This window comes from Frigoribacterium sp. CFBP 8754, from assembly GCF_014841815.1.
GTDB lineage: Bacteria > Actinomycetota > Actinomycetes > Actinomycetales > Microbacteriaceae > Frigoribacterium > Frigoribacterium endophyticum.
Genome location: NZ_JACYUO010000004.1, coordinates 206,119 through 220,470, shown reverse-complemented (window position 1 = coordinate 220,470; position 14,352 = coordinate 206,119). Strand labels below are relative to the sequence as shown.

Here is a 14,352-nt window from a genome sequence, read left to right as displayed (position 1 = left end):
ACCCCGCTTAGCAAGGATCGACAACGTCGCAAGCGACGCGGCCTGCACGGAGGTTCCGCCGAGGCTCGTCCGCGTGCCACAGATACGACCGTCCGCTCTGCCATCACCAAGCGAAACGGGTCTCAGCTGGCCGCGCTTTCCGTTCCGGACCGCCACCAGTGCCGGAACGTGGCTCGGTCGAGCCACGTTCGTGTGCCCGAATAATCGATCCCCGGGATCGGTTACCGAGACCGTCCACGGTCATCAGATCCTTGCAGCAGCTCAGCGTCACTAGGCTTCCCCGGATGTCTACTAACCCGTTCGGCGAAGTCCCCGTCCTACCCGTCGCTGTCCCCGTCGGCGCCGTCGTGTTCCTCATCCAGCTTGCGCTCCTGCTCAGGGGGCAACGTTTCACCCGGCCGCGCGCGGCTGTCGCGGCCGCCATCGCCGTCTACGCCGCGGGAATCTTCGCGAACACGGTCTTCCCGATCTTTCTCAACCCGATGCCAAGGTCTGAGCCATGGGAGCCGGCGCTGGCACTGATCCCGTTCCAGGACTACGAGCTCGCGGACGCGCTCACCAACCTGGCGGTGTTCATACCGCTCGGCATCCTCATACCGCTCCTGATGCGCCGGCCGTCCTGGTGGAAGGTGCTGCTGACCTCGGCGGTGGTCAGCCTGACAATCGAGCTACTGCAACTCGCCGCGCAGAAGCTGTTCTCCGGTGGTCACGTCGCTGACGTCAACGACTTCATCTGGAACACCTTCGGGGGAATCCTCGGCTACGTAATCTTCGTTCTGCTCACACGTGTACCGATCTTGTCCGCACTCGCGGACCGGTTCCGCTGGCACACGAACCCCGGGGCAGCACCCCCGCCTAAACCGCGGAGCAGCGCCCGCTTGGGGATCGATCACCGACTAATCGCGGAGGCTGGCCACTCCCCCGCAGCTACGGAGCGTCGGCCGTCTCGATAGGTCAGTCCGAAACGGATCTCGGTGAACGATCGTCTATCGGGCACCGAGGAGGTCGAGCGGCGGGTTGATCCAGACGCCACTGCGATCGACTGCACGCTCTTGCTCTCCACATCCGGTGATGACGGTATCTGCGGCGAACACAGTCGTCTTTCGGGATGAGGTCGCTGGGCACATCACCATCGGTGATCGACCGAGGTAGACCGCTAGACCACCTGCTGCCCGTGATGTGCCGCACGGCGCTCCGTCACGAGGAAGACGACGAGCAGCACGACGCCGACGAGGACGACCACGATGTTGCCAAGCTGAGCCAGGGACCCAAGGCCGCCCTGCAGGGGGTATGTGCCCTGCATGAAGATGCTCGGGTCTGTGCTCGCGTGAAGCAGGATCGGAGCGATGATTGTTCCCGTCACCCGGAGGGTGAGGTACATGCAGAGGCCGAAGAAGAATGTGTAGAGCATCTGCAGCATGGTGGAGATGAAGGGCTGACCGGTGAAGAGGTTGGTCGCGTGCAGTAACGAGAACAACGCAGCGGAGACGAGCCCGACGGCGATCTCGGAACGGCCGGCCGAGCGCATGATGCGTACCACGTATCCACGAGTCAGCACTTCTTCGGAGAAGCCGATAACCAGTCCTGCCAAGAGCCACGCGGCGACCCAGTCGAAGCCTGCAGCGTCGTAGTCGATGCTCGCGAAGCGCAACACGTTGAAGAGCAGCACGACGGCGATGGCGATCCACATCCAGCCTCGGCCGGGGACGTCCTGCCGTGCGAAGAGGCCTCGCAGCCAGCCGAGGCTGGCACCGAAGCCGATCAGGATGAGGCTGCCGATCAGGACCGGGACGACGATGAGGACGAGGACATAGCTGGCTGATCCAGCGTCGCCGATGAATGGCACGAAGGGTGCCATGAGGAGCGATGCCGGTTCGTAGATGGCGAGGTAGCCGACGGCGAGGATCAGCGCCTTCCACCAACGACCCCGTTCCCAGAACCGCGTCCACCCTGATCGTGCAGCAGTGTCTTCCATCATCATCCCCTCGATTGGTTTTCAGTTAACCATCAGGTTCGAGACAGATTCAAGTTCAAGTCGGTGGGCGAGAGTCCGCCTTAGGCGCGCTCCGCTGCGTGCCGATCGTGGTCAAACTGCGCAAACGCACGCGACCGATGACGATGCATGCCGCTGTGCCTCCCCACCAGATGAGAAGGGCGACGATCGCGACCACGAGATAGGCGTCCTCGGTCGCCGCCCCGGCGTACGGCTTGGCGTCCAGGGCGTTCAGGGCTACCCGAACGAGGGCGGCCCCGAGGACGACGCTGAGGATGCAACCCACCGCAACGCCTGCGTAGATGCGTCGCCGTCGCGATGGGCTGTCCGGTTGCTCAGGCTTCATGGTCGTGGCCTGCCCGTCGGCGTCGCACTGCTATCAGGGTGAACCCTGCCAGCAAGAAGAGTGCGGCCGCCGTGAGTACGTGACCCGATCTTCTTCGTCGCCCTCCTTCAGAAAAGCAGCTGGCGCAAGCCCTCAAAGTGGCGCCTGGTCGGCGCGCTGAATTGCCCGGTAGACAGTCGAACGCGCGACCCCGAACAGCTCGGCGATCTCGCTTGTGGTGTGCTCGCCGGTGCGGTGCAGCTGCACGAGATGCTTCTCCTGCGAAGCGGTCAGCTTCGGCTTGCGGCCGCGGAGCTTGCCGGCGGCCTTGGCGATCGCCATCCCTTCGCGAGTGCGGGCACGGATGAGGTCGGCCTCGAACTCGGCAACCATGCCGAGGACGTTAAAGAGGAGCCGGCCGACGGGGTCGGTGGGGTCGTAGACCGCTCCCCCGAGGTTCAGTGAGACGCCCTTCTTCGTCAGCTCGTCCGCGATGTCCGTCGCGTCGCGCAGCGAGCGGGCGAGGCGGTCGAGCTTCGTCACCACTAGGACGTCGCCGGCGCGGCACGCGGCGAGAGCCTCGCGGAGGCCCGGACGCGCTCGAGTCGCGCCCGACAAGCCGTGGTCAACATGCACGTGCTGATCGTCAACACCGAGCGCTGCGAGACCGTCACGTTGTGCTGCGAGATCCTGTCCCGAAGTCGAGACCCGGGCGTATCCGATGAGCATCCGACGACTGTAGCGTTCAGACCCCCGTCACCGGGCATTTTTGCGGGACAGGCATACGCGAATCCCCAGGCCAGGCACCACTTGGCCCCAGGCAACCGAGACGCGCTCGAGAAGGTGTCCCGGTGAACGACCGCTCAGTGAAACGGCAACAGCCACCCCAGGGCCGCACTTGTTCAGCATCGGCGGAAGACGACTCCGGGTGGCCTGAGAGCCGAAGCCCCGGCGCTCAGCCGCGCGCGACGGCGTCCGGGCCGAGGAGCTTCCGCAGCGCGATCAGGGCGTCGCGCGTGCGCGTCTTCATCGTCCCGAGCGGCACCCCCGCCTCACCGGCCGCCTCGGAGTGGCTCAGGCCGCCGAAGTAGGTCAGCTCGAGCGCCTGCCTCTGGGCGGCGGTCAGGCCCTTCATCGCCCGGCTCACCCGCGCGTGCTCGATGTGCACCGCAGCGGTCTCGGCGACGTCGTCGCGGACGTCGTCGAGGTCGCGGATGCCGACGGTCATGTCACGCACCCGGCTCGCCTGCGCCGAGCGGACCCGGTCGATCGCACGACGACGAGCACGGACGAGCAACCACGACACCGCCCTGCCCTTCGCGGGGTCGAACTGCGCCGCCTCCTGCCAGGCGGAGAGGAAGACCTCCTGCGCGACCTCCTCCGACTGCGCCGGGTCGACGAGGATGCGCCTCACGAGCCCCAGCACCCGTGACGACGTCATGTCGTACAGCTGGGCGAAGGCCCTCTGGTCACCCTGCGCCGTCGCGAGGACGAGGTCGTCCTCGCTCGGGTCCTGCCGGAGCAGGAGTTCTGAGGTGAGGGTCACGGGGGCCGTCCGGTCTGGGCGTGGGGGGCGAGGAGTACAGGAATGCTCCCCCCGGCGCTCCGGCCACTGTATGCGCCTGCATCCTGTCCGGTACCCCCACTTCGGGCCGCCGCCGAGCCCCCGGCGGCCCGACCGGGTCAGATCGCCGACCAGCCGCCGTCGGAGGGCAGCACGACCCCGTTGACGTTCGTGGCGTCGTCGCTCGCGAGCCAGGTGATCGACGCGGCGAGCACGTCGGCCTCGACGGGCGTCGGCACGGTCGTCTGCATGATCGGCCCGAGGGCCGCCGCGGCGACCTGCGACTTCATCGGCGCCTCGATGTTGGTGCTGGTGGCCCCGGGCGCGACGGCGTTCGTGCGGATGCCGTGCTTCGCGTAGACGACGGCCGTGTTCTTCGTGATGCCCGCGACGGCGTGCTTCGAGGCCGTGTAGGCCACGCCGGCGGCCGAGCCGCGGAGTGCCGCCTCCGACGCGACGTTGACGATCGCACCCGAGCCGGCCTCGATCATGAGGGGCAGCACGGCCCGCGTGAGGCGCACGACGGCCGTGACGTTGATCGCGAAGACGAGCTCCCACGTGCGGTCGTCGACCTCGGCGGCGGGCAGGAAGCCGTCCATGATGCCGGCCACGTTCGCCAGCGCGTCGACCCGGCCCTCGGCGGCGACGACGACCGCCTGCACGCCCTCCTCCGTCGTGATGTCGCCGGTCACGGGCACGAGGTCGAGCTCGGCGTTCTCGGCCACGAGCGCGTCGAGGCGCTCGGCCACGACGTCGGCGGCCACGACCCGGGCGCCCTCCCGCGCGAAACGGAGGGCGGACGCACGGCCGATGCCGCTGCCCGCCCCGGTGACGATGACGGTCTTGCCGCGGAAACGGTCGGGGGTGGTGGTCAGGTCGGCCATGGCTGCCTCTTTCGTCGGGACCGGCCTCGGTGCCGGTCCCGAGCATTGTGACACGCGGTGCCAGAAAGAGGCTGCGCGTCGGCCGGGAGGGCGGCAGACCCTGACGACGAACCCCGTCCTCGCATCCGAACCCCGCCGCGGCAGGGTTCCGGTGCGAAGACGGGGTTCGTCGACCGGGCAACGCGAGCGCGCGGCGCGAGCGGGCGGCGCGAGCGGGCGGCGCGACCTACGCCCCGAGCTCCTCCGCGACGCGGTCCCACCAGCCGGCGGAGGCGGTGCGCACCGAGCCGACCCGCGACTCCCACCGGGCCCGCACCTGCGCGGCGTCGTCCCAGGTCGCCAGCGCGAGCCGCGCCGCCGAGCCGAGCACCAGCGCCTCGACCGAGGCGACGCTCGTCTGGCCGAAGGCGCCGAGCGCCCCCGTGAGCTTCACGCGCGTGTACTCGTCGACCGAGATGCCGACCGTCGGCACCCCGCCGGCGACCGCGAACACGGCCGGGTGGTAGCGGCTCGTCAGGTGCAGGGAGGCGCCCCGCGCGAACCGCGCGGCGGCCACGGAGTCGGTGGTCGGCTCGATCCGCACCCGCGAGGTCGTCATCGCGTCGATGACCCGGCGGTGCAGCACGGAGTCGCCGCGCTCCTCGCCCTCGTTCAGCGAGGCCCAGTGCGCGAGGAACGCGATCTCGAGCCCCGTCTCGTCGGCGACCCGGTCGAGCAGTCGCGCGAGGGCGGTGACGACCTGACGCCGGTCGGCGTCGCCGACGTGCGTCGAGAGGCTGACCGCGCAGTACGGGAAGGAGCCGGCTCCGACGAGCAGCGACCCGGGCCCGGCCGAGGCGCCCGCGTCGAGGCCGGCGCCCGCGTCGAGGCCGGTGACCACGGGAGGCGCGGCGTCGGCCCCGAGGAAGCTCGCGTCGTCGACGTTCTGCACCACCTTGCGCGCGAGGTCGGGCGCGGTGTCGTCGGCGACGCGCCGCATCAGCGTGTGCGAGGCGCTCTCGCGCACCCCGAAGAGGCGCGCGTCACGGAGCAGCCCCGACACGAGCCGCTCGTCGTCGGCGACGAGGTCGGGCCCGATCGTCTGGCCCGTGACGACCAGCGGGCGCCCGACCACGCGGGCGACGGCGCCGAGGGCGGCGCGCTCGAAGACGTGCAGCGACCAGCGCGAGGCCATGTTGCCGCCGCCGGCGACGGCGACCGCGTCGGCCTCGCGGACGGCCTCGATCACGGCGAGCGCCGGGTCGTCGTGGGGCAGGGCGGTGCGGCTGCCCTCGGCCGCGGCGAGCACGCGCTCGAGGCGCTCGACCTGGCCGTCGCGGCCGCCGAGCGGGCCGGGGGCGAAGCCGATCGGCCGGACGGCGTCGACGTCGTAGCGCGCGGCGGTCTCGTCGGGGGCGCTCGAGAGCAGCGTGACGGCGTCGACGCGGCGCCGGCGCAGCTGGACGACGAGCTCCTCGGTCATGGCCTCGTCGCCGATGTGGATCATGTCGTCGACGACGCCGACGTCTCCGATGGCGAGTGTGCGCACGCTGACCTCCGGGCCCGCGGGCCGTCCAGGGACAAGGGGAAGGAGGCGCGGACCGGGCCCGCGCCTCCTCGACGGTAGTGCACCGCAGGTGGCCCGCCGCACGGGCCGCGGGCGCTGCCCGGCCGGCTATGCCACGCGGTCGGCGAAGACGACGCGGTTCTGGTCGTAGTGGCCCGATCCGCGGTCGAAGACCCCGCCGCAGGTGATGAGCCGCAGCTCGTCGGTCGGCTGCGCCCCGAACACCCGGGCGGTGGGGAACTCGGCCTTCGGCACGTCCACCACCTCCGACACGACGTAGCGCGCGACGCCGCCGTCGACGTCGGTCAGCACGACCTCGTCGCCGACGACGAGCTCGTCGAGCCGCGCGAACACGGCGGGCCCCGAGGCCGAGTCGACGTGGCCGGCGACGACGGTCGGACCACGCCCGCCGGGGCGCCCTCCCCCGGTGAACCAGCCCACGTCGTCGGCGTCGACGGGCACCTCCATCGCGCCAGAGGCGTCGAGCCCCAGGTCGATCAGCGGCTCGGAGAGCCCGATCGCGGCGACGTCGACGCGCGCCGGCGCGACGCCGACGGCCGGCACGGCCACGGCCTCCGCCTCGGCCGGCGGAGGCGTCGCCGTCGCCGCGCTCGGCGACGAGGCGGGGTCGGGCGCCGGGGCGGGAGCCGACGGAGTCGCGGTGCGGGCCCCGGCACCGGTCGCGTCAGCGGCGACCCCGGCCCCCGTGTCCGAGCACCCGGTCAGCACGCCCAGCACGACGACCGCCGCGGCGAGCGCCGGCAGCGGCCGTCGCACGCGGGTCAGCCTTCCTGGGCCTGACGGCGGCGGACGGCGATCCACGCCGCCGTGCCGAGGACGCCGACCAGCCCGAGCGCACCCGCGCCGAGCGCGAGGTCGGAACCCGTGCCGGCGCCGGTGCCGGCCTGCGCCGCGCCTCCGAAGCCGGTGTCGACGCCGCCGACGGGCACCTGCGTCAGCTGGCCGCGGACGACGCCCGAGGTGAACGCGGCGGTGTGCGAGTCACCGGTGAACGACGCCGGGTCGGCCTCGATCTGGGCCAGCGTGAAGCCGGTGCCGGTGTCGGCCCCCGCGTCGTTCATGACGCCGGTGGTGAAGGGGCCCTGCAGGCAGCCGCTGCTGGTGCGGGTGCCGTCGCCCTGGTCGACGGGGTTCGGGAAGGCGATGCGGGGCGGGCCCGACTTGCCGACCGCGGCCTGGTGGAGGTGCGTCGCCGTCTTCGCCGGGCTCATGTAGTCGCCCGTCACGCCCGTGAGGGTGATGTCGTAGCAGATGATCTCCTGGTCGCTGTTGATCCGGAAGTCGAACGTGCCCGTCGCGCCGGCCTCGCCCGGCGCCGGGGCGCCCGCGGTCGAGATGACCTGGTCGGGCGTCGCCATGACGGTGAACGCGCTGGTGAACGTGGACGGGGCCTGCACCTCGGTCTCCGCCGACGCGGGCGCGGCGGCGAGCAGGGTGAAGGCGGCCGCGGCGGCTCCTCCGATGGTCAGGATGCGGATGGATCGCTTCTTCGACATTCGTCTGCCTCTCGACGGGAGCCGCCCGGTCGGGCGCGCTTCTGCAGGGAGGTACGCCGGAGGGGACGGCCGCGTTCACCCGAGTCCCGAGAATTCTCGGAACCGTCCTGGGGGCGGGTGAACGGAGCCGCCCGGTCGGTCGTATCCCCCCTCGAGGGCGACGACCGGCGCGCCCCTACAGTGGGAGGCACCCGATGACGCTCGCGCTGACGCGTCCCGCACCCGCACCCGCACCCGAGTGGAGCCCGATGAGCACGCCCGAGCCCGGCGTCGACGTGCACCCCGTCGACCTGCCGACCTTCGACGTGCCGTCGGCGTTCGCCGAGCACGGCTCGGCCCTGCTCGGCTTCGCGGTCAACGCGCTCCGCGACCGCAGCGCCGCGGAGGACTGCGTGCAGGAGACGTTCCTCCGCGCCTGGCGGTCGCGCGACTCCTTCGACCCCGCCCTCGGCAGCGAGCGCACCTGGCTCTTCACCATCCAGCGACGCGTCGTGCTCGACGCCCTCCGCGCCCGGGCCCGCCGACCGGCGCTCGTCGAGCACGACGACCAGCTCGACGTGCCGGCCGAGACGGGGGCGGACCCGCTCGACCGGCTCGGCATCGTCGAGGGGCTCGCCCGCCTCAGCGCGGAGCACCGGGAGGCGGTGGTCGCCGTGCACCTGACCGGCCTGAGCTACCAGGAGTTCTCGGCCGCCACCGGCGTGCCGGTCGCCACGCTCCGCACCCGTGTCTTCTACGCGCTCCGCGCGCTCCGCTCGCACCTCGACGAAGGGGACCAGACCGATGCCTGAACCGATGCCCGGGACGCCCGGCTCCGACGACCGGCGCGACGACGACCGACGGGCCGAGCTCGTCGCCGCGGCCCTCGGCGACGACCTCAGCCCGGCCGAGGCCGACGAGTTCGCGCGGCTGCGGGCGGCCGACCCCACGATCGACCGCGAGCTCGCCGAGCTGGGCGGGCTGCCCGGCGCCCTCGCCGGCCTCGGATCGTGGCAGGACGTCGAGCCGAGCGCCGAGCTGCGCCGCCGGGTCGAGGGAGTCGCGGGGGCGGAGGCACCCGGAGCGACCGCCTCGACGACGGGGCCGGCCCCGGTCGCCGGCACCGCGCCTCCGGCACCCCGGACCCCCCAGGCACCCGGCCACGCCCCCGCACCCGCGCCCACGGCGCCCGCGGCCCCGGTGACGCCGCTGCGGCCGCGGCGCCGACCGCTGCTCACCGTGCTCGGCGCCGCCGCCTGCCTCGCGCTGGGAGCGGGCGTCGGCGCGCTCGTGGCCGCCCCGCGCGACTCGACGCCCGAGGGGCCGGCCGGAACGCTCGGCGCCGTCGAGCCGATCGACTTCGCGGGGGCGCCGACCGGCGTGCGCGTCGAGGGCGACCTCGTCGCGCACACCTGGGGCACCGAGACGCTGCTGACCGTGACGGGCCTGCCCGTGGGCACGGCGTTCTCGGTCGTCGTGATCGACGACGAGGGCGGGGAGCACCCCTCGGGCGCCTTCCTCGGCACGGAGGTCGAGATCGACTGCCAGCTCAACGCGGCGGTGACGCGCGACCACGTCCGGTCGGTGGAGATCCGCGGGGCCGACGGCGAGCTCGCGGTCGCCGCGGTGCCCGCGGTCGCCTGAGCCGTCCGTCGGTCGGTACGTCCGGCCGTCCGAACGGGGGGGGTGCAAGGGCGGGTCGGCGGGTCGAGGTCCTCGTGGGCGGGTCGGGGCCGACCCGCCCACGAGGACGGCGACCCGCCGCACTCCGGGGGGAGAGCACCCACGAGGACGGCGACCCGCCCGCTGCGGCGGGTCGAGGTCAGCGCAGGTCAGCGCTCCGCCGCGGGCGGACCCTCCCGCAGCCCCTCGAGCTCGCGGACGACCGCGGCCGCGACGGCGTCGGCCCGCTCGTGGTCGTCGGCGGTGAGCGTGACGACCGCGTCGTCGACGACGAGCACCAGCTGGCCGAGCGCGCCGTGCAGGCGCCAGGCCGAGCCGGGGCCGCTCCACGCACCGAGGCCGTAGCGCTCGTAGCCCGGGCTCGTGCCCGCCGCGACCCAGCCCGAGTGCACGGCCGCGGCGGTCTGCTCCGACACGACGCGCCTCCCCCGCCAGGCCCCGCCGTCGCGGAGCAGCCAGCCCAGCCGCGCCACCTCCTCCGTGCGGAGCGCGAGCCCGTCGCCGGCGGTGACGAAGCCGAGCGGGCAGCGCTGCCAGGCCACGTCGTCGAGGCCGAGGGGGCCGAGGAGTCGCGGGCGGAGGAAGTCGACGACGTCGCCCACCCGGGTCGCCAGCACCCGCATCGCGGTGTACGTGCTCGCGTTCGAGTACTGGAACACGCGGCCCCGCGACGGTCGGCCGACGAACTCGAGTGCGAGGTCGGGCCAGTCGGTCATCAGGGTGGGCGACCACGGGAGGTCGACGCCGCTCGTCATCGAGAGCAGGTGGCGGAGCGTGACACGGTCGACGCCCTCGCCGAGCTCGGCGCCGGGCAGCCACGCCGCGACGGGCTCGTCGAGCGAGAGCCGGCCCTCGTCGGCGGCGATCCCCGCCGCGAGCGCGCAGACGGCCTTGGCGACCGAGTGCACCTCGCGCCGGACGTCGGGCGACCAGCGGTGCTCGGCGACGTCGTCGCCGACGAGCACGTGCAGCCCGTGCGCGCGGAAGCCCGCGAGCTCGACCTCGGCGACGATGCGGTCCCGGACGGTCTCAGCGCGGGTCGGGGCGCCGGTCGGGGCACGGGCGGGGGCGCGGGTCACCGCCCGAGTCTGCCGTGCCCGGCACCGGGGCACCAGGTGGGGCGGGCCCCCGCACGGCGTTCCCAGGCCACGCACCGCCCGCTCCCCGCTATCGTCGGATCGGCCCCGCACCCGGAGCCGGCGAGCCGGACGACCCCCGGCCGCGAGAGGGGCTCCCGTGGGCATCCAGACTTCGCTCGACGCCGTCCACCAGGCGACCGGCCTCGTCGAGTCCATGCGCCTCGCCGACGACCTCGCCTTCGAGGCCGCGCGCACGGGCGGGACGCGCACCATCCGCCTGCTCACCGGCGCCCTCGGCAGCAGCGACCAGCTCGTCGCCATCGCCGCGACGCACGCGCTCGCGCAGGTGCACGACGAGCAGGCCGACCTCGCGCTCAGCGCCGTGCTCTCGAGCGAGCGCGCCTTCCTCCGCGAGCACGCCGCCTGGGCGCTGTCGTCGCGCCTCCCCCGCCCCGAGACCGTCGGCCGCCTGCTGGCGCTCGTCGTCGAGGGCGGCTTCGTCGGCATGCTCGCGCAGCGCACCCTCGAGCAGTGGTCCGACGCCGCCCCCGACCTCGTGGCCGTGTCGGTCGAGGGCAGCCTGATCGGCGTCCGGGACGCGGAGGCGCGCTACCGGCTGGTCGAGACGCTCGGCCTGGTGCGCGACCGGATCGCGACGCGCCCGCTGCTGGCCGTCGCCGGCGACGAGGGCGAGTGCGAGCACGTGCGCGTCGCCGCCGTCTCGGCCCTCGGCCAGCGTCGCGGCGCCCCCGGGGTGGCCGTCGCGCTCGAGCGCTGGGCGGACGGCGAGGGCTACCTCGCCGACGTCGCCCGGCTCGCCCTCGTCGACCTGGCCGCGGGCCCCGGCTCCGCCGCCGGCGCCGACGACGCCGCCGAGCGCGGCCTCACGGTCGCGCAGCTCTTCCTCCACGCCGACATCGACGCCGACCTCACCGCGGCGGGCAGCGGCGACAACGGGGGCATCGCGACCCTGCTGGTGCGGCTCGGCGACGCGCTCGTGGCCGACACGGCCGAGCACCCGGTCGACGTGCGGCCGGAGGCGGTCTCGCCCCGCGACTCCTCGACGGCATCGCGGCTGCCCACGTCGGCGGGAGGCGCGGTGCACGACGGCCCGCCGCTCACCGTCAGCCGGGTGGTCACCCTCTCGCGGGGCTCGTCCGCCGGGGCGCTCGAGAGCGTCAGCGACCTCGCCGGCTACGACCGCGGCCACGTCTACGGGCGGGTGCCGCTGCTGAGCGGCCCCGTGCCCTCCGCCGCCGCCTGGCCGCTGCGGGTCGCGGCCCGCCGCGGCATCCGCCGCGTGCTGCGCGCCAGCGGCGGCGTCGACGTGCTGCACCTGCGCATGGCCGACGTCGGCAGCCTGGCCGCCGCCGACGTGGCGCGCGAGCTCGACGTGCCCGTGGTCTTCACGGTCGCGCCCGACCCGCACGCCGTCATCCAGTCGATGGACCTCGCGGGCGGCCTCACCCGCGAGAACTTCGGCGACGTCGACGTCAAGGAGCACTTCTGGTTCCGCGCGAGGCTCGTGCAGCAGCTCGCCTCGAACGCGTCGCACACCGTTCTCTTCCCCCGCCCCGAGCTCGCCGCCGACCTGCGCGACCTCGTCGGCATCGACATCACGTCGCACCCCGAGCGCCACACGATCGTGCCCGAGGGCATCGACCTCGCGGTGGTCGACCGGGCCGTCGCCGAGGCGGCCGCCCACGCCGCCGGGCAGCCCCCGACCCCGCCCCTCGCGGAGCTGCGCGAGCTGCTCGAGACGCTGCCCGCCGAGCGGCGGGACCTGCCGCTCGTCGTCAGCGTGGGGCGCTTCCACCGCGTCAAGGGCATGGCGACGATCGTCGACGCCTGGGCCCGTGGCCCGCTCCGCGACCGGGCGAACCTGCTGCTCGTCGGCGGCGACCTGACGGACCCGTCACCCGACGAGCGGGAACAGCTCGAGCTCATCCACGCGACCCTCCCTCGGGAGACGCACCGCGCCTCCGGCCTGCTGCTGCCGGGGCACCGCCCCAACGACACCGTCGCCCGCTGGGTCGCCGCCGCCCGCTTCGGCGTGCCCGGCCTCGCCGCCCCGCGCGGCGTCTACGTCTGCGGCAGCCTCAAGGAGGAGTTCGGCATCGCCCTGCTCGAGGCGATGGGCTCGGGCCTGTTCGTCGTCGCCCCCGACGGCGGTGGCCCGTCGACCTACGTCGAGCGCGACGTCACCGGCGTGCTGACCAGCACCTGGGACGTCGACGCGCTCTCCGCCGCGATGGCCCGCGCGGTCGGGCTGGCGGCGGGCGAGCCCGACGACCAGAGGGCGGCGCGGTCGCGAGCCACCGTGGAGCACAGCTTCACGATCCAGGCGATGGCGTCGGCCCTGGCGTCGGTCTACGGCGGCGTGCACCTCGACGAGGTCGCGGCCCTCGACACGGCGTGGCTCCGATGACGCTCCTGGTGATCTCGCCCGACTACGCGTCGCACCTGCTGCCGCTGGCGACGCTCGCGACGGCCTGGCGCGACCGCGGCGAGCGCGTCGTCGTCGCGACCGGCGAGGCGACGGCAGGGATCGTGGCGTCGTTCGGGTTCGAGCGGGCGCACCTGCAGCTGGCGCGCGGCTCGAACCCCGGCGTGATCCGCGCCGAGGAGCAGCCTGCGGGCGAGGACGACTCGCTGCGCGGCTTCTTCGACGCGACCCGGCGCGGCGGCGTCGAGACCCTCGCCTACCAGGCGCGCGAGCGGCTCACCGACCTCATGTGGCAGCCCGTCGAGACCGCCCGCGCGGTGCAGGCGGTCGTCGCGGAGGTGCAGCCCGACGCCGTCATGGTCGACCACCTGGCCTTCAGCGCCCGGCTGGCGCTGGTCGCCGGGCACGTGCCGCACACCGACGTGGTGCTCGGGCATCCCTCGGCGCTGCCCTTCGGCGACGAGGTCTACGGCCTGCCGCCGGAGTGGCCCGCGGGCTGGGAGGCGGCGCTCGACCCGGCCGCGCTGGCCGACCTGCGCTCCCTCTGCGACCGGGTGAGCGCCTCCTTCACCCGGGAGTGGAACACCGCCCTGGCCGAGCTCGACCCCGCCGCGGCCCCCTCGGCGTCGGCGTTCTCGGAGCACGGCGACCTGCTGCTCTACAACTACCCGGCCGAGCTCGCCGACCCGGAGCGCACGCCGCTGCTGCCGCCGCACGCCCACCTGGGCTCCGCGGTGCGTGAGGAGCCGCTCGACCCCGAGGTGGAGGAGTGGCTCGCCTCGAGCGACGAGCCGTTCGTCTACGTGAGCTTCGGCAGCTTCCTGTCGGTGCGGTCGGACGTGCTCGCCCGCGTCGCCGCGGCGCTCGACGGGCTCGGGGTGCGGGCCGCGATCGCGACGGGCTCCGCGGTGCCCGCCGACCTCGGCGAGCTGCCCGCGTCGTGGCTGGTGCGGGGGTTCCTGCCCCAGGTGCGGCTGCTCTCGCGGGCTGCCGCCGGCGTGACGCACGGGGGCAACAACAGCGTCACGGAGTCGATGACGCACGGGGTGCCGCTCGTGGTGCTGCCGTTCTCGACCGACCAGTTCGCGGGCGCCTCGGCGCTCGAGCGCACCGGCGTGGGCGTCGTGCTGCCGCCCAACACGGCCTCGGTCGACGAGCTGGCTGACGCGGTCGCGCACGTGCTCGACCTGCCGGAGGGCCCCCGGGAGGCGCTGGTCGCGCTCTCGGGGTCGCTGCGGCGGGAGCCGGGCCGGCTCCGTGCCCTCGCGGCGGTGGACGCCGCGGCGGCGGGCCGTCTGCGCTGAGCCCCGGGGCTGGGCGCTATGCGCTGGGGCGG

General features: G+C 73.8%; 14 protein-coding genes. 5 read left to right on the top strand and 9 right to left on the bottom strand.

Annotated elements, in window-relative coordinates; genetic code table 11:
* The first annotated feature begins 284 nt into the window (after window positions 1-284).
* Window positions 285-953: a VanZ family protein gene (locus IFT72_RS12875; RefSeq protein WP_192046685.1), complete on the top strand. Its 669-nt coding sequence runs from the start codon at window positions 285-287 to the stop codon at window positions 951-953.
* Between the two features lie 203 nt (window positions 954-1,156).
* Here IFT72_RS12875 and IFT72_RS12870 read toward each other — a convergent pair whose 3' ends face one another.
* The 8 genes from IFT72_RS12870 to IFT72_RS12835 form a co-directional block, all read right to left on the bottom strand.
* Window positions 1,157-1,981 (bottom strand): CPBP family intramembrane glutamic endopeptidase, encoded by an 825-nt coding sequence (locus IFT72_RS12870; RefSeq protein WP_244634511.1) that lies wholly within the window; start codon window positions 1,979-1,981, stop codon window positions 1,157-1,159.
* A 49-nt stretch (window positions 1,982-2,030) separates the two neighbouring features.
* Window positions 2,031-2,339, bottom strand: coding sequence for a hypothetical protein (locus tag IFT72_RS12865; protein ID WP_156155572.1), 309 nt, complete (start codon window positions 2,337-2,339; stop codon window positions 2,031-2,033).
* Window positions 2,340-2,471: 132 nt separating this feature from the next.
* A complete protein-coding gene (locus tag IFT72_RS12860) occupies window positions 2,472-3,047 on the bottom strand; it encodes a recombinase family protein (protein WP_192046684.1) in 576 nt (191 codons plus the stop codon).
* 226 nt (window positions 3,048-3,273) lie between these two features.
* Window positions 3,274-3,864, bottom strand: a complete 591-nt coding sequence (locus IFT72_RS12855) for a sigma-70 family RNA polymerase sigma factor (protein ID WP_307803258.1) — start codon at window positions 3,862-3,864, stop codon at window positions 3,274-3,276.
* A gap of 137 nt (window positions 3,865-4,001) precedes the next feature.
* The gene (locus IFT72_RS12850) at window positions 4,002-4,766 is read right to left on the bottom strand and encodes an SDR family NAD(P)-dependent oxidoreductase (protein ID WP_192046683.1); all 765 of its coding nucleotides are present in this window, start codon (window positions 4,764-4,766) and stop codon (window positions 4,002-4,004) included.
* A 226-nt stretch (window positions 4,767-4,992) separates the two neighbouring features.
* Entirely contained in the window at window positions 4,993-6,294 is a 1,302-nt protein-coding gene (locus IFT72_RS12845) for a polysaccharide pyruvyl transferase family protein (RefSeq protein ID WP_192046682.1), read from the bottom strand.
* 126 nt (window positions 6,295-6,420) lie between these two features.
* On the bottom strand, window positions 6,421-7,089 hold the full coding sequence (locus tag IFT72_RS12840; protein ID WP_192046681.1) for a sortase domain-bontaining protein: 669 nt from the start codon (window positions 7,087-7,089) through the stop codon (window positions 6,421-6,423).
* Window positions 7,090-7,094: 5 nt separating this feature from the next.
* Window positions 7,095-7,829, bottom strand: coding sequence for a CHRD domain-containing protein (locus tag IFT72_RS12835; protein WP_192046680.1), 735 nt, complete (start codon window positions 7,827-7,829; stop codon window positions 7,095-7,097).
* Window positions 7,830-8,023: 194 nt separating this feature from the next.
* Here IFT72_RS12835 and IFT72_RS12830 point away from each other — a divergent pair, with 194 nt between their 5' ends.
* Entirely contained in the window at window positions 8,024-8,620 is a 597-nt protein-coding gene (locus tag IFT72_RS12830; protein ID WP_192046679.1) for a sigma-70 family RNA polymerase sigma factor, read from the top strand.
* Complete coding sequence (locus IFT72_RS12825; RefSeq protein WP_192046678.1) at window positions 8,613-9,452, top strand: hypothetical protein; 840 nt, start codon at window positions 8,613-8,615, stop codon at window positions 9,450-9,452. Before IFT72_RS12830 ends, IFT72_RS12825 begins: the two co-directional genes overlap by 8 nt.
* Before the next feature lie 188 nt (window positions 9,453-9,640).
* On the opposite strand, the gene IFT72_RS12820 is transcribed toward IFT72_RS12825, so the two are convergent.
* Window positions 9,641-10,570, bottom strand: coding sequence for a serine hydrolase domain-containing protein (locus tag IFT72_RS12820; protein ID WP_371741293.1), 930 nt, complete (start codon window positions 10,568-10,570; stop codon window positions 9,641-9,643).
* A gap of 157 nt (window positions 10,571-10,727) precedes the next feature.
* Between IFT72_RS12820 and IFT72_RS12815 the strand changes: the two genes are divergently transcribed.
* Together IFT72_RS12815 and IFT72_RS12810 are read left to right on the top strand one after the other, a co-directional pair.
* Window positions 10,728-12,998 carry a glycosyltransferase gene (locus tag IFT72_RS12815; RefSeq protein ID WP_192046676.1) on the top strand — a complete coding sequence of 757 codons (2,271 nt, stop codon included), beginning with the start codon at window positions 10,728-10,730 and terminating at the stop codon, window positions 12,996-12,998.
* Entirely contained in the window at window positions 12,995-14,320 is a 1,326-nt protein-coding gene (locus IFT72_RS12810; protein ID WP_192046675.1) for a glycosyltransferase, read from the top strand. Before IFT72_RS12815 ends, IFT72_RS12810 begins: the two co-directional genes overlap by 4 nt.
* The last annotated feature ends 32 nt before the right edge of the window (window positions 14,321-14,352 follow it).

Coding starts and splice junctions, on each gene's coding strand:
- IFT72_RS12875 (WP_192046685.1), top strand. CDS start 285: ATGTCTACTAACCCGTTCGGCGAAGTCCCCGTCCTACCCGTCGCTGTC.
- IFT72_RS12870 (WP_244634511.1), bottom strand. CDS start 1,981: ATGATGATGGAAGACACTGCTGCACGATCAGGGTGGACGCGGTTCTGG.
- IFT72_RS12865 (WP_156155572.1), bottom strand. CDS start 2,339: ATGAAGCCTGAGCAACCGGACAGCCCATCGCGACGGCGACGCATCTAC.
- IFT72_RS12860 (WP_192046684.1), bottom strand. CDS start 3,047: ATGCTCATCGGATACGCCCGGGTCTCGACTTCGGGACAGGATCTCGCA.
- IFT72_RS12850 (WP_192046683.1), bottom strand. CDS start 4,766: ATGGCCGACCTGACCACCACCCCCGACCGTTTCCGCGGCAAGACCGTC.
- IFT72_RS12835 (WP_192046680.1), bottom strand. CDS start 7,829: ATGTCGAAGAAGCGATCCATCCGCATCCTGACCATCGGAGGAGCCGCC.
- IFT72_RS12830 (WP_192046679.1), top strand. CDS start 8,024: ATGACGCTCGCGCTGACGCGTCCCGCACCCGCACCCGCACCCGAGTGG.
- IFT72_RS12825 (WP_192046678.1), top strand. CDS start 8,613: ATGCCTGAACCGATGCCCGGGACGCCCGGCTCCGACGACCGGCGCGAC.
- IFT72_RS12810 (WP_192046675.1), top strand. CDS start 12,995: ATGACGCTCCTGGTGATCTCGCCCGACTACGCGTCGCACCTGCTGCCG.